The organism is Neptunomonas sp. XY-337 (assembly GCF_004959845.1).
Lineage (GTDB): Bacteria > Pseudomonadota > Gammaproteobacteria > Pseudomonadales > Balneatricaceae > Neptunomonas > Neptunomonas marina.
In genome coordinates this window covers 305,392-322,975 of sequence record NZ_SPLL01000004.1, presented here as the reverse complement: position 1 = coordinate 322,975, position 17,584 = coordinate 305,392, and the positions used below count along the sequence as shown (strand labels likewise).

General features: G+C 47.1%; 15 protein-coding genes. 12 read left to right on the top strand and 3 right to left on the bottom strand.

The window, feature by feature from the left end:
• Positions 1–2: 2 nt before the first annotated feature.
• Both rnpA and rpmH read right to left on the bottom strand, forming a co-directional pair.
• Positions 3–380 (bottom strand): ribonuclease P protein component, encoded by a 378-nt coding sequence (gene rnpA / locus E4L36_RS11475; protein ID WP_136680728.1) that lies wholly within the window; start codon positions 378–380, stop codon positions 3–5.
• 33 nt (positions 381–413) lie between these two features.
• Positions 414–548 carry a 50S ribosomal protein L34 gene (gene rpmH, locus E4L36_RS11470; RefSeq protein WP_127693609.1) on the bottom strand — a complete coding sequence of 45 codons (135 nt, stop codon included), beginning with the start codon at positions 546–548 and terminating at the stop codon, positions 414–416.
• Between the two features lie 466 nt (positions 549–1,014).
• Between rpmH and dnaA the strand changes: the two genes are divergently transcribed.
• The 10 genes from dnaA (at position 1,015) to E4L36_RS11420 (ending at position 14,002) form a co-directional block, all read left to right on the top strand.
• Entirely contained in the window at positions 1,015–2,577 is a 1,563-nt protein-coding gene (gene dnaA, locus E4L36_RS11465; RefSeq protein WP_136680727.1) for a chromosomal replication initiator protein DnaA, read from the top strand.
• 27 nt (positions 2,578–2,604) lie between these two features.
• Complete coding sequence (gene dnaN / locus E4L36_RS11460) at positions 2,605–3,708, top strand: DNA polymerase III subunit beta (RefSeq protein ID WP_127693607.1); 1,104 nt, start codon at positions 2,605–2,607, stop codon at positions 3,706–3,708.
• A gap of 49 nt (positions 3,709–3,757) precedes the next feature.
• On the top strand, positions 3,758–4,846 hold the full coding sequence (gene recF, locus E4L36_RS11455) for a DNA replication/repair protein RecF (RefSeq protein WP_136680726.1): 1,089 nt from the start codon (positions 3,758–3,760) through the stop codon (positions 4,844–4,846).
• 15 nt (positions 4,847–4,861) lie between these two features.
• Complete coding sequence (gene gyrB, locus E4L36_RS11450) at positions 4,862–7,282, top strand: DNA topoisomerase (ATP-hydrolyzing) subunit B (RefSeq protein WP_136680725.1); 2,421 nt, start codon at positions 4,862–4,864, stop codon at positions 7,280–7,282.
• A gap of 398 nt (positions 7,283–7,680) precedes the next feature.
• A complete protein-coding gene (gene dctP / locus E4L36_RS11445; protein WP_136680724.1) occupies positions 7,681–8,706 on the top strand; it encodes a TRAP transporter substrate-binding protein DctP in 1,026 nt (341 codons plus the stop codon).
• 107 nt (positions 8,707–8,813) lie between these two features.
• A complete protein-coding gene (locus E4L36_RS11440; protein ID WP_136680723.1) occupies positions 8,814–9,344 on the top strand; it encodes a TRAP transporter small permease subunit in 531 nt (176 codons plus the stop codon).
• Positions 9,345–9,358: 14 nt separating this feature from the next.
• Positions 9,359–10,663: a TRAP transporter large permease gene (locus E4L36_RS11435; protein WP_136680722.1), complete on the top strand. Its 1,305-nt coding sequence runs from the start codon at positions 9,359–9,361 to the stop codon at positions 10,661–10,663.
• A gap of 24 nt (positions 10,664–10,687) precedes the next feature.
• A complete protein-coding gene (locus E4L36_RS11430) occupies positions 10,688–11,182 on the top strand; it encodes an asparaginase domain-containing protein (RefSeq protein WP_136680721.1) in 495 nt (164 codons plus the stop codon).
• 16 nt (positions 11,183–11,198) lie between these two features.
• A complete protein-coding gene (locus tag E4L36_RS11425) occupies positions 11,199–12,614 on the top strand; it encodes an aspartate ammonia-lyase (RefSeq protein ID WP_136680720.1) in 1,416 nt (471 codons plus the stop codon).
• Between the two features lie 2 nt (positions 12,615–12,616).
• Complete coding sequence (locus E4L36_RS11420) at positions 12,617–14,002, top strand: MmgE/PrpD family protein (protein WP_136680719.1); 1,386 nt, start codon at positions 12,617–12,619, stop codon at positions 14,000–14,002.
• Positions 14,003–14,058: 56 nt separating this feature from the next.
• On the opposite strand, the gene E4L36_RS11415 is transcribed toward E4L36_RS11420, so the two are convergent.
• Positions 14,059–15,081 (bottom strand): LysR family transcriptional regulator, encoded by a 1,023-nt coding sequence (locus tag E4L36_RS11415; protein ID WP_136680718.1) that lies wholly within the window; start codon positions 15,079–15,081, stop codon positions 14,059–14,061.
• 802 nt (positions 15,082–15,883) lie between these two features.
• Between E4L36_RS11415 and E4L36_RS11410 the strand changes: the two genes are divergently transcribed.
• Entirely contained in the window at positions 15,884–16,783 is a 900-nt protein-coding gene (locus E4L36_RS11410) for a LysR substrate-binding domain-containing protein (protein WP_136680717.1), read from the top strand.
• Positions 16,784–16,913: 130 nt separating this feature from the next.
• A complete protein-coding gene (locus E4L36_RS11405) occupies positions 16,914–17,564 on the top strand; it encodes a hypothetical protein (protein WP_136680716.1) in 651 nt (216 codons plus the stop codon).
• The last annotated feature ends 20 nt before the right edge of the window (positions 17,565–17,584 follow it).

The window sequence follows — 17,584 nt, the reverse complement described above, 5'->3', positions numbered from 1 at the left end:
CGTTAACTTTGCTTGTTCGTTGGTTTTTTGGCTTTTTTATTCAACCGCGCCCAGCATTTTTTGGTCAGGCGATGAAGTTCATCCGCGCTGAGGTCTCCCAAACCGGAACGTGCCAATATCACCATATCGACGGGTGGAAGTTGCTGCTGGTTGAGGCGAAAAGACTCGCGAATGATACGCCGAACGTGATTTCGTTTCACTGCTCTGCGAACATTTTTTTTCGAGATGACGAACCCTAACCGAGGATGGTCGAGTCCATTTGGGCGGGCAAGAATAAGGATCCGCTGGTCTGGTACTTTCAGGGTGACGTCGTCAAAGACGGACTTGAAGTCCCCGGCCGTTAAAAGACGTAGCTGCCGGGGAAATCCGAACTCGGTCATTCAAAAGTAACCAGACCTCGGCTGCTACCTATATTAGGCAGACAGACGCTTGCGGCCTTTAGCACGACGACGGTTGATTACTGCGCGGCCGCTTTTAGTAGCCATGCGAGCACGGAAACCGTGAGTACGTGCACGTTTCAAAACGCTTGGTTGAAATGTTCTTTTCATCAGTCAGTCCTGTCTAACGCTCGTTGGTGCTCGTAATTGCGGGCGGGGCCGACATAAGAGCAAAATTAAAGACGCGAAATTCTAGTTAAATATTGATCGATTATCAAACCCTTTTTTGAAAAATAGGGCAGATATTTTACGATAGCGGCATTAAAAACAGAGTTTTGTTTTTATGTTATTAACTTAAATATTGTGTTTATAAACAAATATTTGTGCTGTTATTAAGTCTTTAGATAGTCTGTTGTTATCCCAGAAAACGATGCATTTAAGTATCGATTTGTCGTGAAATGGCGTGTATCTAATCTTTTTATCCAATTTAGTGCTTATTTATGCACTGGGTGTGGATAAGTGCTTTAAGTCAATGTAAAATGGCGGGATTATTAATTAGAAACGGATGTTAGTCGGGCATTACACCGCCCCTCATTACAAGCGTCTGTCATCTTACTGCTTATGTTTCGGAGCAACTATGTTGGTTGAATTATGGGAACGCTGCTTGCCTAGCTTGCAGAGCGAATTCCCAGCCCAACAATACAATATGTGGATTCGGCCACTGCGCGTTGAAGAGGGCAGTGGCTCCGTACTTGTGTTGGTTGCGCCTAATCGTTTTGTACGCGATTGGGTCAACGACAAGTTTCTATCCCGTATTCGCCAAGTGGTGTGTGATGTATCGGGTGATATCAGCGCCGATGTGCGGGTAGAGGCCAGTGCGGTATCGCCGCATATGATGAGCCGACGTATGCCTCCCGCTCCGCCGCGCCCTGTTGCTCCCCCGCCGCCCCCTGCTCCGCCAGCTTACGAGCCGCCTCCGCAGCCAGCACCGGTTGCCGCACCTGTGCAGCAGCCTGTCTATCGACCGGAGCCGGAAGTGGTTCAACCTGTGCCTGCGATGGCAGCTCCAGAGCCTGCATCAGAGATGTCGCTCTACACGCCACCTCCACAACTGGAGCTAGATGTAGGCCCAGCGGCTGAGCCAGAACGCCATGTTGATGTTGAGGGCGGCGTACGCCATCAATCGAACCTAAACCAAGCGTTTACGTTCCAGTCTTTTGTCCAGGGTAAGTCGAACCAGCTGGCATTAGCGGCAGCTCAGCAAGTAGCGGACAACCCCGGCGGTGCTTACAACCCACTCTTTATATATGGTGGTGTGGGTCTTGGTAAAACCCACTTGATGCACGCTGTCGGTATGGAGATGCTGCGTCAAAATCCAAACGCTCGGATCGTGTATTTACATTCAGAGCGCTTTGTTGCCGATATGGTTAAGGCTTTGCAGCTGAATGCTATCAATGATTTCAAGCGTTACTACCGTTCGGTTGATGCGCTCCTCATTGACGATATTCAGTTCTTCGCTGGCAAAGAACGCTCTCAAGAGGAGTTCTTCCACACCTTTAACGCATTGTTAGAGGGTGGCCAGCAGATGATCTTAACGAGTGACCGCTACCCTAAAGAGATTAATGGTGTTGAAGAGCGCCTAAAATCCCGTTTCGGTTGGGGTTTGACGGTTGCGATCGAGCCACCTGAGCTTGAGACCCGTGTCGCGATTGTTATGAAGAAGGCGCAAGAGGCAAAAATCAGCCTGCCAGATGATGCAGCGTTCTTCCTTGCACAAAAGATTCGTTCGAATGTTCGCGAGCTTGAGGGCGCGTTAAAACGCGTGATTGCCAACGCTCATTTCACGGGCAATGCGATCACCACGCCGTTCATTAAAGAGTCGCTGAAAGACCTGCTAGCATTACAGGACAAACAAGTTAGTATTGACAATATTCAGCGTGTGGTCGCCGAGTATTATAAAATTAAAGTCTCCGATCTATTATCGAAACGCAGAAGTCGTTCTGTCGCGCGGCCACGTCAGGTTGCGATGAGCATTGCAAAAGAACTCACCAACCATAGCTTGCCGGAGATCGGCAACGCCTTTGGTGGCCGAGATCACACGACGGTTCTACATGCGTGCCGCAAAATCAAAGAGTTGCGCGAAACCGATGTAGATATAAGAGAGGATTACCAGAACCTGCTGCGTCATTTGACGGCGTAGTGTCGGATCTAACTAAGGTAGATAACCATGAGATTCGTAATTTCACGTGAAGCACTAATCAAGCCACTGCAGTTGGTTGCAGGTGTCGTTGAGCGCCGTCAGACATTACCTGTGCTATCTAACATTTTGCTGGTGGCCGAGGGCGATCAGCTGTCGCTAACGGGTACCGACTTAGAGGTCGAGCTAGTGGGCCGCGTCACGTTGGACCAGCCTGCTGATGCTGGCTCCATTACGGTACCGGCGCGTAAGTTGATGGATATCTGTAAATCTCTATCGGATGATGCACAGATCGAATTCACGCTCGATGGCCAAAAGATGGTCATTAAAGCTGGCCGTAGCCGCTTTACGTTATCCACGTTACCGGCAACTGAGTTCCCGAACGTTGAAGATAGCCCACAAACCTTGGATCTAACGCTGTCGCAAGGTCAGCTGCGCCATCTTATTGAGCAAACTGGCTTCTCCATGGCTCAGCAGGATGTGCGCTATTACCTTAACGGTATGCTGCTAGAGATCGCAGACGGCTCGTTGCGCACCGTTGCAACAGATGGCCACCGGTTGGCAACCAGTGTTGCCCCTGTTGAGACAGATCAGACGTCGCAACATCAGATCATCGTGCCGCGCAAAGGTATTCTTGAGCTAGCGCGCCTGTTACAGCAAGGCGATGAGCCATTGAAGCTGGTGATCGGCGCCAACCATATCCGTGCTCACGTGGGCGATTTTATCTTCACGTCGAAGCTAGTTGACGGCAAATTCCCTGATTATCAGCGCGTGATCCCGCGTAATGGCGATAAAGCGGTACTGGGTGATCGCCAAGAACTGCGTAAAGTCTTTAGCCGTATCGCGATTCTCTCTAACGAAAAATATCGCGGTGTGCGTCTATCGCTGACGAGCGGCGCTTTACAGGTTATGGCGAACAACCCAGAGCAGGAAGAAGCGGAAGAAACGGTTGCGATCGATTATCAAGGCGATACGCTAGAGATCGGCTTCAACGTGAACTACCTGCTGGATGTGTTATCCATTCTGAACTCAGATGTGGTGCGCTTCACCCTGTCTGATTCCAACAGCAGTGCCCTAGTAGAGGGCTACGACGAGGACGGAAGTCTGTTCGTTGTTATGCCGATGCGTATGTAAGCGCGCCCGAAACGGTGTCAGGGGAGCATGGCTCCCCTGCTCTTTTTATATGCCTATTAGCTCCCTCTCGATCTCCCACATACGCAATATTCAACAGGCCGAACTGAGACCCTCATCGCGGATAAACGTTATCTATGGTGAAAATGGCAGTGGTAAAACCTCATTGTTGGAAGCGATCCACTTTTTGGGCCTGACGCGCTCCTTTCGTACCAGCCAGTTTAAATATCTCGTGACGCAAGATACCCCCCAAGCACTGGTTTTTGCGCAGCTAGCGCAGGGCGCACATGCAGCTAAACCACTGGGTGTGGAGCGCCAAACCAGCGGTGATGTGCGCATCCGCTATGATGCGAATACGATTGATCTTGCCGAGCTGGCTGGCTTACTACCGCTGCAAGTGATTAATACCGACACCTTCGATCTACTCGAGGGTAGCCCAGCCAATCGGCGCCAGTTTATCGACTGGGGTGCGTTTTACTTCGATCCTGCGTTTATTCAGGTGTGGAGAGGCTTTAAACGTGTACTTCAGCAGAGAAATTCCCTACTGAAATGTGGTAAAATCGACCCTGCCGTGCGGCAAGTTTGGGATCGCGAATTTATCCAGTATGCACAGCGTATTACGGAGCTGCGTTTTGCCTATATAGCGCAGCTTATTCCCGACTTTGAAGCCATTTTGGCGCATCTGTTCAGTGGCGCAGAGATACGTCTGAACTTCTCCCCTGGTTGGGATCAGAAGGTGCCACTCGATGAGCTATTGGGAGCGCAACTGGAGCGTGATATCCGGCAAGGTTATACCAGTGCTGGGCCGCAACGGGCAGATTTACGAGTAAAAGCCGATGGCATTAGCGCTGCTGAGCGTTTATCCCGTGGCCAAAAGAAACTGGTGGTCAGCGCATTAAAGCTGGCGCAGGGCACGTTGTATCACCGCTTGAGTGGTCGCCCATGTGTGTATCTGATCGACGATCTACCGTCAGAGCTTGATCAGCAGCATAGCCGCCTGTTTTGCGAATACTTAGAACAAACAACTAATCAATGTTTCATCACCTGTGTTGATCCTGCGAGTTTACGCACAGTATGGCGCCCAGAAACGGATGTCGCCTACTTCAAGATCAACGCCGGAGAGCTGGTGCAGACACACTGAGTCAGGAGATAGCCCATGAGCGGCGAAGAGCAGAATTACGATTCCAGTAGTATTAAAGTCCTGAAAGGGCTCGATGCCGTTCGCAAACGCCCTGGAATGTATATCGGTGACACGGACGACGGCACCGGCTTGCACCATATGGTATTTGAGATTGTCGATAACTCCATCGACGAAGCGCTCGCGGGCCACTGTAGCGAGATCAAGGTCGTGATCCACCCTGACGAGAGCGTCTCGGTATCGGATAACGGCCGAGGTATCCCAACGGATATTCACCCAGAGGAAGGCGTGTCTGCTGCTGAGGTTATCATGACGGTACTGCACGCCGGTGGTAAGTTTGATGACAACAGCTATAAAGTCTCTGGTGGTTTGCACGGTGTGGGTGTATCGGTTGTAAACGCCCTCTCTAGCGAGCTGAAAATGACGATCCGCCGCAACGGCCAAGTACACGAGCAAACCTACGTCCACGGTGTACCGCAAGCGCCATTGAAAGTGGTGGGTGAAACGGATCAGTCGGGCACTGAAGTGCGCTTCCGCGCCTCTGAAGAAACTTTCAGCAACGTTGAGTTCCAGTTCGATATCTTAGCTAAACGCTTGCGTGAGTTATCATTCTTGAACTCTGGTGTACGCATTGTGCTGCTTGATGAGCGCAGTGGTCGCGAAGAGGTGTTCGAATACGCAGGTGGTTTGAGCGCGTTTGTTGAGTTCCTCAACCAGAACAAATCGTCAGTGAATAAGATCTTCCACTTCACTGCGATACACGAAAATGGCGTGGGTGTTGAGGTTTCCCTACAGTGGAACGACTCCTACCAAGAGAGCATTCACTGTTTCACCAACAACATTCCGCAACGTGATGGTGGTACCCACCTATCTGGCTTCCGTTCGGCGCTAACGCGCTCGTTGAACAGCTACATTGAGAGTGAAGGCCTTAACAAAGGCGGTAAGATCGCAACCTCGGGTGATGATTGCCGCGAAGGCTTGTGTGCGATTATCTCCGTTAAAGTCCCTGACCCTAAGTTCTCTTCACAGACCAAAGACAAACTCGTCTCTTCTGAGGTAAAAACTGCCGTTGAGCAGCTGTTTGCACAAGAGTTTGTTGATTATCTGCAGGAAAACCCGCAGGAATCAAAAGCGGTTGTGAACAAGATGATCGATGCGGCGCGTGCCCGTGAAGCGGCACGTAAAGCGCGGGAAATGACACGTCGTAAAGGTGCGCTCGATATTGCGGGTTTGCCAGGTAAATTGGCAGACTGCCAAGAGAAAGACCCAGCGCTTTCAGAACTCTACCTCGTGGAGGGTGACTCTGCAGGCGGGTCGGCTAAACAGGGCCGTAACCGTAAAAACCAAGCCATTCTGCCGCTGAAAGGTAAAATCCTTAACGTAGAAAAAGCGCGCTTTGATAAAATGCTCACCTCTGCAGAAGTGGGCACGCTGATTACTGCACTTGGCTGCGGTATTGGCCGTGAAGAGTTCAATCCAGACAAGTTACGTTACCATCGCATCATTATCATGACCGATGCCGACGTGGATGGATCGCACATCCGTACCCTGCTGCTGACCTTCTTCTTCCGTCAAATGCCAGAGCTGATTGAGCGTGGCCATGTATATATTGCCCAGCCGCCGCTCTACAAAATCAAAAAAGGTAAGCAAGAGCAGTACTTAAAAGATGATGACGCGCTAGAAAACTACCTACTGCAAGGCGCGTTAGATGGCGCGAGCTTCCACGTGAGTGAAGACGCCCCAGCAGTCAAAGGCGAAGCACTTGAAGCGCTAGTTAACCAGTACCGCACAGTTGATCGTATTATCGAGCGCCTGAGCAAACTGTACCCTGCTCAAGCGTTAACGCAGATGATCTACCTGCCAACCTTGAGCCAAGAAGCCTTGCATAGTGAAGAACAAGTCAGTGAGTGGCTAGACCAACTGACTGACGCACTGCAAGACAATGCACTGGCTAGCGAGCAATTTGATGGCCGTATCACCTATGACAAAGAGCATAGCCTTTACATTCCAGAGATCACGTATATCCACCATGGTGTTGATTCGCACTATGTGTTTAAAGGTGATTTCTTTGCATCGAAAGAGTACACAGCGATTGCAAACCTCGCAAACACGCTAGATGGCATGTTAGAGGAAGGCGCTTATGTGCAACGTGGCGAACGCCGCTTAGAAATCAGCCGCTTCAAAGATGGCATCGAATGGCTGCTGGATCTCTCCCGCCGCGGCAACTCGGTACAGCGTTATAAGGGACTGGGTGAGATGAACCCAGAACAACTGTGGGAAACCACTATGGACCCAGAAGCACGCCGTATGTTGCAAGTCACGATTGAAGACGCGATCACGGCCGATCAGCTGTTCACTACACTGATGGGTGATGAAGTAGAACCGCGCCGCGACTTTATCGAAAGCAACGCACTGCATGCGACGAATATCGACGCTTAATTTTCGTTTGAAATGAAGTAAAAACTAAAAAGCAGCCATCTGGCTGCTTTTTAGTTTATTCGTTCTCTAGCCATATATAGTAAACACCGCTCCCTCGCTACAACCAACCTCTTCTAGTCTTATTTTCACTGTTTTGGGTAGGTCTTTACTCGAGTACCGATAGCTTTTAGTTGGTTCGCTAAACCGTCCTTAAGTCAGTGTCGATTTGGTGGCTATGTATCGCTATTAGCTGAACCGATTTTGTTATTACCTCAAGCGATAGTAGATATAAGATTTCTCGATCCTAATAGAGCTCCTCAAAAGATCAGAGCTAAATAGATGCTATGTAGTTATAAGTTAAAACTAAGCAGCTACATCGTAACTAAAATAAGCATAATGATTCTTAAGAGGTAAATCCGATGAGGAACTCTTCGAAACGATTTCTGAAGTTTGGTGCAATTGCCCTGACAACTGGGGTATTAACACTCTCCGCCGCTATTTCTCATGCAGCGACAAGTATTCGTCTATCCCACCCAGCTCCTCCGGGCTCTGAACAAGATGTGTGGTCTAATGAGTTTGCAAAGCGAGTTACTGCGCAAACGGAGGGCCGAGTTAACGTGAGGGTCTACCCTGCTAACCAGTTGGGTGATATCGAAGAAGTATATGAACTAGTAAGCCAGGGCGTTATTGATGCAGCTGTTCAGTCCTTTTCCACCAAGTATGACAAGCGTTTGAGTATTTCTTGGTTCCCTTACTCTGTTTCTACGTATGCTGAAGCCGAGAGCTCTTGGAATGATGGCGGCTTCATCTTCAATGAGGTGAATAAGCTACTGGCGCCACAGAACATTACTATGCTGGCCCCTTATGCCGTAGGGATGGGCGGTATGGCTGTTGGCTCGAGTGTGACAAACCCTGCAGATCCTGATGCCAAACATAGTGAATTGAAGATTCGCGTATGGCCCTCTGCGGTAGGTACCCAAGGCCCTGTACTAGAGCGTCTTGGATATAACATTACAACGATGCCATGGGCGGAACTTTACACTGGCGTGCAGACAGGTGTTATCGACGGCATGATCGGAGGAACGCCTGAGAATGCTGTTCGGGATTGGAACGGTATTGTTAAAACATGGCTCCAGATCAACAACTTCTTTGAAGTAAATTCTTTATTCGTTAACAGTCGTAAATTTAAACGTCTGGATGCGGAAGACCAGCAGATCATGCGCGACATTGCCGCTGAGATGGCGAGCGAGCGCTTTCAGCGCGTAGCTCAAGCTGATGAGGACTATCGTAAACAGCTGAGTGACAGTGGTGTGGAAGTCGTAACGTTCTCTGATGACGAGATAGCTGCTATTTCGAAAGCGATTCGAGCGGATGTTTGGCCGAAAATTAAAGATGAAATTGGTGACGAGTTGTATCAGAAGTTGAACGCACATTACAGCAACTGATAACAAAGCCATCTGGGTTACTCGTCTTTTTCAGTAACCCAGAGCTGAGAGCAGAAGGTTTGTACCTAACTTCTGCTCACAATTTTTCACTTATTAGGCCTGCGGCTATGAATACAACGACAATTAAAGCTACCAAAGTAACTACAACTTTATCCTCTATCTGGCAGTTCAAGCTTAGGTTGCAGAGGCTGGTAATGTTCATCGCTAGTATCGCTTTCACCTTACTTGTGTTTATTCAGGTGGTAAGCCGATATATCTTCAACTACTCCATATTTGGTATCGAAGAGAGCGCGAGCTATTTAGCTGCGATTATGTACTTCATTGGTGCTGCTTATGGTACTCAAGCTAAAGGTCATATATCGGCAAGTATAGTTGATACTCTCTGTCAGCCAGGCCTCTTTGTTGATGTCGCACACTTTATAACCCGTATTATCTCAACGCTTTTATGTGCTTACCTGTGCTGGGAAACCTGGCATCTAGTGCAATTTAATCTGGAAATGGAAACTCGCTCCGTAGAGCTACGAATTCCGATGGCTTGGGTATATAGCGGTATGCTTGTCGGTATGGCTCTAATGACTTTCTACTTTTTTATTGAAGTCATTGAAGCTATTTACGATTTTTTCCGGCATAGCCACTGATTGAGGACTCTGCCATGAGTGCCATTATTGTTTGGGACGTTGTCCTTCTTGTAACCCTTATGATTATAGGGGTTCCAGTTGCACTAACTTTTGTTGCAGCTGCACTATTTCTGATTGTTATGGGGGATTACGGAAGTACTTCATTCCTGATTACTTCTGGTTTTAGTAAAACCTCTTCAATGGTTCTGCTTGCGATCCCTCTATATATCCTTGCTGGCTCAGTGATGACAAACGGCGGGATCGCAAAACGGCTATTAGAATTGGCCGATAGCCTATTTGGCCATTATCGCGGCGGTCTTGGTATTGTCACTGTAGTTACAACCGCTGTCTTTGGGGCCATATCTGGTATGGCCTCATCTGCTGTGGCTGCAATTGGTTCGATTATGATTCCCCGTATGGTTGAAAAAGGCTATGACCGAGGCTACGCGACAGCATTAGTCTCTTGCTCAGCCGTATTAGCCCTCTTGATTCCGCCTAGCGCGACAATGATTTTATATGGCTGGGTAACAGGCACATCGATTACAGCTGCTTTTCTAGCACCAGTATTGCCTGCTTTCTTACTGGTCATTCTATTTTGCTTTTGGAACTTCGTTCTTACCCGGAATATGCCTCTGGTTGTAGATGACAAACCCGACTTTAAAACGGCAAGTCAAAACGTTTTCGTGAAAACGAAGAAAGCAGGTTTTGGTTTGGCCATGCCTTTGATCATTCTTGGTTTCATCTACGGAGGCGTAACCACTCCAACAGAAGCTGCTGCAGTGGCTGTCGTTTATGCTCTGCCTGTTGCCTTCTGGATCTATAAGGAGATGACTTGGAACTCCTTTTATGAAGCCGTATGGAAAGCCGCTCAAGTAACAGCAGTACTGATGCTTGTTATTTTCTGTGCAAGCATGCTTGCCCGTGTACTCACTTTTGAGGATGTGCCGCAGCAAATCTTAGAAGCAATGCTAGCTATCTCCGATAATAAAATTGTTCTGCTCTTGTTAGTGAATCTGTTTTTACTTTTGATTGGGATGTTTATGGAAGACGTTTCAGGGATTCTGCTGGCAGCCCCACTACTATTACCTGTGATGAATGAGATCGGGGTACATCCAGTTCACTTTGCGGCGATTATTGGAACCAACTTAGGCATGGGTCTAATAACTCCACCAACCGCTCCAATACTTTATTTCGGGACGCTTATTGGAGGTGTGAAATTACCTCAAGTTTTAAAGCCCACATTAGTGTTTGTATTTCTAACCTACCTTCCCGTTGTGATGCTTACAACGTTCGTACCTGAGTTGGCACTATGGCTGCCTCGCCTGATTACCGGGCTTTAATTTGAATATTCTTATGGAGGAATTATGACTAATTCAACCAAATTTCATCTGATAGCAACGGGTGGAACTATTGATTCTTATTATGATCCGGACCAGTGCACAGTCCTTTGTTATGACAAGAGCATATTACCAAGGTACCTAAATCAGCATGTTGGATTAACCCAGGAAGCCTACATGTTTTCACAGCTATGCATGAAAGATAGTCGTGAAATAAATGATCGAGATAGAGCTGGGATGGTTGCAGCCATCAGCAATAGTCCGATGCAGTCAGTCGTTCTGACACACGGGTCTTTTACTGTCTTTGAAACAGCACGGTTTCTAGTTGAGCATCAGGCTGAGCTTTTGGGAAAGACGGTTGTTCTTACAGGTGCTCTGCGGCCTATCGATGGCTTTACTCACAGTGATGGGCTTTTCAATCTTGGAGCGTCTGCATTGGCCGCTCAATTGGCTGCACCGGGTGTATATGTATGTATTGATGGGAAGGTTTATCTTCCCTACGAAAAAGATGTTTGGCACTGAGTTTGGAGATTGAAATATGCGTATTGAACATGATGCTCTAGGTGAGCGTAAGCTAGATAAAAGCCTAAGCTACGGCATTCAAACTCTGAGAGCTAAAGAAAATTTTGCAATCTCGGGTAAGACTATTGCCCATATTCCCGATTTTGTTGCCAGCATAGTGCAAATAAAGCATGCAGCCGCAATTGCTAATAATCGAGCTGGAGTTCTAGATCAATCTGTAAGCGACGCTATTGGTAAAGCTGCTAGCGACACACTAAAAGACCTCAGCCCAAGAGATTTTGTCGTAGATATATATCACGGCGGCGGCGGTACTTCAGCAAACATGAACGTAAACGAGGTCTTGGCGAATAGAGCGAATGAGATAGCTACAGGGCATAAAGGGTATGATTTTGTTCACCCGAACACGCATGTAAATATGGGACAATCGACTAACGATGTGATTCCTGCAGCGATGAAGATGACGGTCTATCAACGTCTTACAAAACTAGAAAATGCGTTAGGCGGATTTATTCATTCGTTGGATAAAAAAGAGTCGGAATTTAATGAGATCGTTAAACTAGGAAGAACCTGCCTTCAGGATGCACTTCCAATTACACTTGGGCAGCAGTTCAGCGGATACAAAAGCGCTTTTGAAAGGATGCTTGTCGATGTCCAAGACGTTAAGTCCGTATGTTTGGAGTTACCTCTATCAGCAACAGCTATCGGAACAGAGTTTGGTACCTTTCCTGGATATAAGGAAGGTCTATATAAAGCGCTCTGTGAGCTCACAGGTGTAGAGTGGGGTATTGAGCATAACCTCTTTGATGGTCTTCAGAATGCTGATTTATGGCTTAAGGTATCTGCTGTTACCAAAGCAGTAGCTCTGAACCTACATAAACTATCTGGTGATTTACGTTTAATGTCTTCAGGCCCTCGAGCTGGCTTAGAAGAGATTTCATTACCTGCGGTACAGCCTGGATCCTCAATTATGCCAGGTAAAGTAAACCCTGTTATGCCTGAAATGGCTATGCAGGTTTATTTCAGAGTACTTGGTAATGATGTTGCAATCAGTCGAGCGTGTGAGGGGGAGTTAGATCTTAACGTTTGGGAGTCGCTGATTCTGAATTGTGTAACAGAGTCTTGTGAGCTTTTGACAGAATGCATGCCACTGCTTGCAAAGAAGTGTATTGATGGAATTGTCGCGAATTCCGAGAAGTGCTTTAAGGATGCTGAGCAATCGCTCGCCCTTTCTACCGTTATAGCAACACTTTTTGATTATCAAACTGCGTCTAAGTTGGCTAAGCAAGCTGACCTTGAGAACAAAACCATCAAGCAGGTGGTCATCGAAAATAAAGTCATGAGTGAAGAGGACGCTGGTCGTTACTTGGACCCATTAATGATGACATCTCCGGACCGCTTTAACGAATTGTTTAATTCAAAACGTGGTAGTTGAGCATGAATACTAAGCTTCCAATTTTAGAGCAGGCAGCTCAATTTCTAAGCAATTTGGAATATGACCATGTTCCTAACGAAGTAGTAGAAACTTCCAAACGAGCTATTTTGGATTACATCGGGGTCGCTATACCCGGTAGCCGCCAGCCTGTATCTGAGAATCTATTTCGTTGGGCAGGTAAAAGGAGCTGGAGCTCTGATGCCACAGTTATTGGGCGAGAAGTGAGACTCGATCCAGAAAACGCAGCACTAGTTAATGCTGCTTCTGGGCATGCTCTAGACTTTGACGATACTAGTTGGGCAACCATTGGCCATCCAACAACAGTAATTTTGCCCGCTATCTTAGCTATTGCAGAAGAGCATAACTTTTCCGGTAAACGTGTTCTATTAGCTTACATCGCTGGTATTGAGGTGACGCATAAAATTGCTGACCTGATGATGCCGGAAGCATCTGAAAATGGATGGCATACTACCGGTATCTTTTATGCCCTAGGAACGGCTGCGGCTGTATGCCAGTTATTGCAGTTAGATGCGGAGCAGACCACGCAGTCCTTGGCTCTTTCGTTATCTAGATCCAGTGGAATAAGAAGTAACTTTGGTACTCAAGCTAAACCTTATCATGCAGGAATGTCTGCAAAAGCAGGTTTAGAAGCAGTCACTCTCACGTTTGATGGAGTAACGTCTTCTCCTTTTGCGCTGGAAGGTCAGGACGGCTTCATTCAGTGCTTCGCTAATGCGTGCTTGGCCAAAAAAGCTAGGAATATGGTTAGGCCAATCATGTTCGGTTCTGGATGGGATATCGCAAATAGAGGGTTCGCGTTTAAAAAGTATCCCAATTGTAGTGGTAACCACCCTGCTTGTGATGTCCTCTTGGAGTTACTCAGCTATAGAGAAATTCCTGTTGAGGAAATCGAATCAATTCACTGTGGTGTCAGCTTATTAGGCCCAAAAGAGTTAGTTTGCCATCAGCCTCAATCGCCTGTTGAAGCTCGTTTCTCGATTCAGTTTGCCTTGGCATCTGCTTTGATCTTCGGGCGTGTAACACTTGAAGAGTTTCGAGAGGAAGTGATTCTTGATCCGGTAGTTCAGTCTTTGATGTCTCGAATTACGATGGGTGTAGATGACGATCTTGCGAAGCTTGGGTTTATCGGCACGGCACCCATCAAAGTCTGGATCAATTTAGTGTCAGGAGAACAAATTTTCCTAGAGAACAACTTGGCGCGTGGTAATCACGAGAAACCGTTTTCAGATGAAGAGTTTACTAATAAATTCACTGAGAGCACAAAAGGGATTCTTTCAGAAGATCAAGCAGCGACGCTCATAAATGATTTACTTCAGTTAGACAAAGTAAGCAGCATTAGAACCGTCACTTCTCAACTCGGACGTTAGTAGTCAAGCGTGGTTACCCAGTGATGGTTTTGTAGCTGTCACTCTTTTGGAGGGGTTTAACACCCCTTTTTTTCATTTTCATAAAGCAATAAAGCGTGCTTATCGATGACAATATCATCGATAAGCCACGGAAAGTTTTCTTGTATCTCTGGAAGCAGTGTAGCTTTTAATTGATGAGCACATTCGGCAAGGATAATTTCAATTAGAGGCTGATACTCATTCTTTCGTGTCACGACATAGAGCTCGCGGCTATAGGAAGGCTGAGGAGCAGGCTGAAAGTGGATATCGTTAAGCATGTCAGGGCATTGCATTAGGCATAAAGGGGAAGAAAGACCCCAACCTAAACCGTCAGCGATCATAGAGAGCACTACCCTCGTCGTATCAGCTTCTATTTTACTGGGTACAGTCATTCGCATTCTGGAGAAATGAGTTTCTGCAATTCTCCCAGAGGCTGAGCGTCTAGAATATCTTACCATAGGTATTTCGCAGCTTATTAGTTGCTGCCAGGTGATAGTCTCCCCCACTAGGTGAGAGCTTTTAGGGAGTATTAAGAGATGTGGCTCTTGGCAGAGAAAGTAGCGACTTAGCCCGTCTACTCCATCTAGAGAGTCGCTAGTGATAATAATATCGACCTCTTTGTTGATCAGGTCGTTAGCAATATTGGGAGATATACCACTCAATACTGATATCTGCCTCGTCTGCTCTGTGAGTATTCTTATAAGTGCAGGGGCAATGTTAGATGAGAGAGAATCAACTACACCAATCTTAACGATGGGCTTTAGCTCATTTTTTTCGCGGATCAGGTCTACAGTTTCCTCGATGCCCGAAAACTGCTTCTCGAGCTGTTCCTTTAACATTATCGCTTCAGGCTTCAGCATGATGGGGCGTACTTCGCGATCGAATAAACTAACTCCCAAGCTCTCTTCTAGCTTGAGAATATTCTGCGAAACTGATGACTGGCTAAGGCCTAGTACTTTTGCCGCTTTTGTGAAGCTTCGATGCTGACAAACAGCTAGAAAGGTATCCAGTGTGGAGCTGTATAGAACTGAATGAATCTTGTGTCTTGTAGGCGATCTCATGGTGTCACTCCCACCCTCAAGTTCAGTAATATTCTAAGCTACGGCTATTAATAATCATATAAAATGATGCAAGCATCGTTAAAACTAATCATAACAATTAGATAACTCGATCCTGATGCCTTTTACTGCTTAAAGCTTAAGGGAGCTTTTAGGTAGTGAAGCTAAAAAAGAATTGATAGTGCTTCGCAGCTCCCTCTTGGGTAGAAAACGTTGGGCAGGCAATCGGTATCTGGCAGGGCTCGTGCTATGTGAGAGCTGAGCTCACATAACGCTGCATGGAGAATGAGAACCCTGGCCAGGTGTAATTTCTCATTTAGCTGGAGTAGTTAGAGCGGCTAGCTACTAAAATCAGCAGTTGCTTTTCGATACCTGCTCGACCGCTGCGCATCATCTGCTATAAACCGTAAGTTCCAACCGATCCAATTAGATTTTCTATATTGAGTGCTCAGCATAAAGTCTTCTCTGTGTGTAGCTACAAGAGATTAACACCCGGTGGGGGCTAGCTTACACTTGCTCTCTGTTCTGGTTTTGGCACGATCTAGTCACACCTCTCTTTATATAACATAGCATGCGACAAGCAGCATTTTTCAGCGCCTTTAGCATCCTAATTGCCACCTTTGCGCGCTCCAGTCTGCCACGTTGTAGATAGAAATCGATATCTTCGCTCGTTAAATTTTCTTTTCTAGGTTGCATCCTAACACCCTCTGGCTTACTGATTTGCAGGCTTATATTGCGGTGGTTTAGGTTTGGCGACAAACGAGTTATATTGACCTATCAATTAAAATATTTTTATTGAGAAGATATGCGACTCCCCCCATTAAATGCTATTCGGGCCTTTGAAGTGGCTTCTCGGCACTTGAGCTTTAAGAAAGCCGCTGAGGAGCTATTTGTGACGCCCGCGGCTATCAGCTATCAGATAAAACTGCTGGAGGAGCATCTGGGTATGACGCTCTTCGAGCGCCATAATCGGCAGGTTGTGTTGACTAAAGAAGCGCGGCAAGCCCTGCCGTTATTGAGCTTAGGCTTTGAGCAGATCGAAAAAGGCATTGGCTTATTAGAGCAGGTCTCCTCTCCTAATTTTGTTGTTAGTACCGGCCCTGCATTTGCTATCAAGTGGCTTGCTCCGCGGTTACACGAGTTCTCGGCGCTCTACCCTGATGTGAATGCGAGTATTTTGGCGAGCCTGCACATTACTAACTTTAGAGTGGAGCCCGTTGATGCTGCAGTAAGGTTTGGGCGCTTTGATGATACCCACCTGTTTGCGGAAAAGCTGGTGGATGAGTTTGTTGTGCCCCTCTGCCATCCGGGTTGGCTAGCGGCTCAAGGTAGCTTACGTCAGCCTGCGGACATATTTAATCACCCGCTTATTCATGACGATTCCATCTTCTTTGACCCCTCAGCGCCAAGCTGGGAAAGCTATGCCCAGCAGCAAGGGATTACCGGCGTCGATACCCACAGTGGTGTGCGTTTTAACCAAGCAGACCACGCCTTACAAGCGGCGATGGATGGTGCTGGTATTGTCCTTAGCCGCAGTTTATTGGCTGAGCCTGACGTTCGCGCTGGGCGTTTAGTTAAGCTCTTTCCAGAAACAGCAATGGATACGGGGATGGCACGCTATTATGCGTGCCCGCGTGAAAAAGCAGACCGGCGTGAGAACCAAGTCTTTTTGGCGTGGTTGAAGTCGCTTTTGGTTGGTGTTTGAGAATGTAAGATCGGTTTTTGCGTTGTCTCGAAGCAGAGTGTGTCGCTCAGACTGTTAGTCTACGAGAGTCTTATATCTCTATATGTACTAAAGAAATATATTATTTTTAACAAACTAAATGGACTTAGTGATGAAGCTTTTAAGCAAGTGTTGTTCAGCTCTTTTATTGATTTCTCTGTGTTCTGTTTCTCAGGCAAGCTTGATAAGACTTAAGATGGAGTGGAGCGGCGCCCTCTACGGTAACATGGTTCGAGCCTATGGTTTTCTAGCCTTCGATGACCAGATATTACCCGGCTATTATCCTGATATCTTCGCTCCCCCAGGAGGTAAATTCAAGAATTCTCATGTTGCTGCTTCCTCTCCATTGATAACCGAGCTTTCTCTCAGTGTCATTTACCCTTCAGGAGTAAAGCAGATATTTAATCGGGACGATTTTTCTAGAATTTCTTTTGGCACTCCTCATACGTACGCACCTGCTCCGTTGGACCTATCTAAAGAGATTGTTGGACAAAATGTGGGCATGGGATGCTTGTTTGCCATGACCTATTGGCAAGGCAGCTGTTATTCAGGAGTCCGTGCTGGCACATTTACCCTTTTAAGTAAGTCCGATGCTCCTTCTGAGTGGTCGCAGTTTTCCATCGTAACATCAGATGGTTATCGTTTGTGGTTGGAGTCACTGAGGCCTACTGGCATTTCAGAACCTACTTCTTGGTCGCTAATGCTTGTATGTCTTGTTTTTCTAGTTCATCTAAATCGTAGGCGTTCTAGATCGGCTAAGTAAATTAGGCCAGCTCGCCGCTT

What these genes read in the sequence shown, in the direction of transcription:
- rnpA (WP_136680728.1), bottom strand. Translation starts at nt 380, where the DNA reads ATGACCGAGTTCGGATTTCCCCGGCAGCTACGTCTTTTAACGGCCGGG.
- rpmH (WP_127693609.1), bottom strand. Translation starts at nt 548, where the DNA reads ATGAAAAGAACATTTCAACCAAGCGTTTTGAAACGTGCACGTACTCAC.
- dnaA (WP_136680727.1), top strand. Translation starts at nt 1,015, where the DNA reads ATGTTGGTTGAATTATGGGAACGCTGCTTGCCTAGCTTGCAGAGCGAA.
- dnaN (WP_127693607.1), top strand. Translation starts at nt 2,605, where the DNA reads ATGAGATTCGTAATTTCACGTGAAGCACTAATCAAGCCACTGCAGTTG.
- recF (WP_136680726.1), top strand. Translation starts at nt 3,758, where the DNA reads ATGCCTATTAGCTCCCTCTCGATCTCCCACATACGCAATATTCAACAG.
- gyrB (WP_136680725.1), top strand. Translation starts at nt 4,862, where the DNA reads ATGAGCGGCGAAGAGCAGAATTACGATTCCAGTAGTATTAAAGTCCTG.
- dctP (WP_136680724.1), top strand. Translation starts at nt 7,681, where the DNA reads ATGAGGAACTCTTCGAAACGATTTCTGAAGTTTGGTGCAATTGCCCTG.
- E4L36_RS11440 (WP_136680723.1), top strand. Translation starts at nt 8,814, where the DNA reads ATGAATACAACGACAATTAAAGCTACCAAAGTAACTACAACTTTATCC.
- E4L36_RS11435 (WP_136680722.1), top strand. Translation starts at nt 9,359, where the DNA reads ATGAGTGCCATTATTGTTTGGGACGTTGTCCTTCTTGTAACCCTTATG.
- E4L36_RS11430 (WP_136680721.1), top strand. Translation starts at nt 10,688, where the DNA reads ATGACTAATTCAACCAAATTTCATCTGATAGCAACGGGTGGAACTATT.
- E4L36_RS11425 (WP_136680720.1), top strand. Translation starts at nt 11,199, where the DNA reads ATGCGTATTGAACATGATGCTCTAGGTGAGCGTAAGCTAGATAAAAGC.
- E4L36_RS11420 (WP_136680719.1), top strand. Translation starts at nt 12,617, where the DNA reads ATGAATACTAAGCTTCCAATTTTAGAGCAGGCAGCTCAATTTCTAAGC.
- E4L36_RS11415 (WP_136680718.1), bottom strand. Translation starts at nt 15,081, where the DNA reads ATGAGATCGCCTACAAGACACAAGATTCATTCAGTTCTATACAGCTCC.
- E4L36_RS11410 (WP_136680717.1), top strand. Translation starts at nt 15,884, where the DNA reads ATGCGACTCCCCCCATTAAATGCTATTCGGGCCTTTGAAGTGGCTTCT.
- E4L36_RS11405 (WP_136680716.1), top strand. Translation starts at nt 16,914, where the DNA reads ATGAAGCTTTTAAGCAAGTGTTGTTCAGCTCTTTTATTGATTTCTCTG.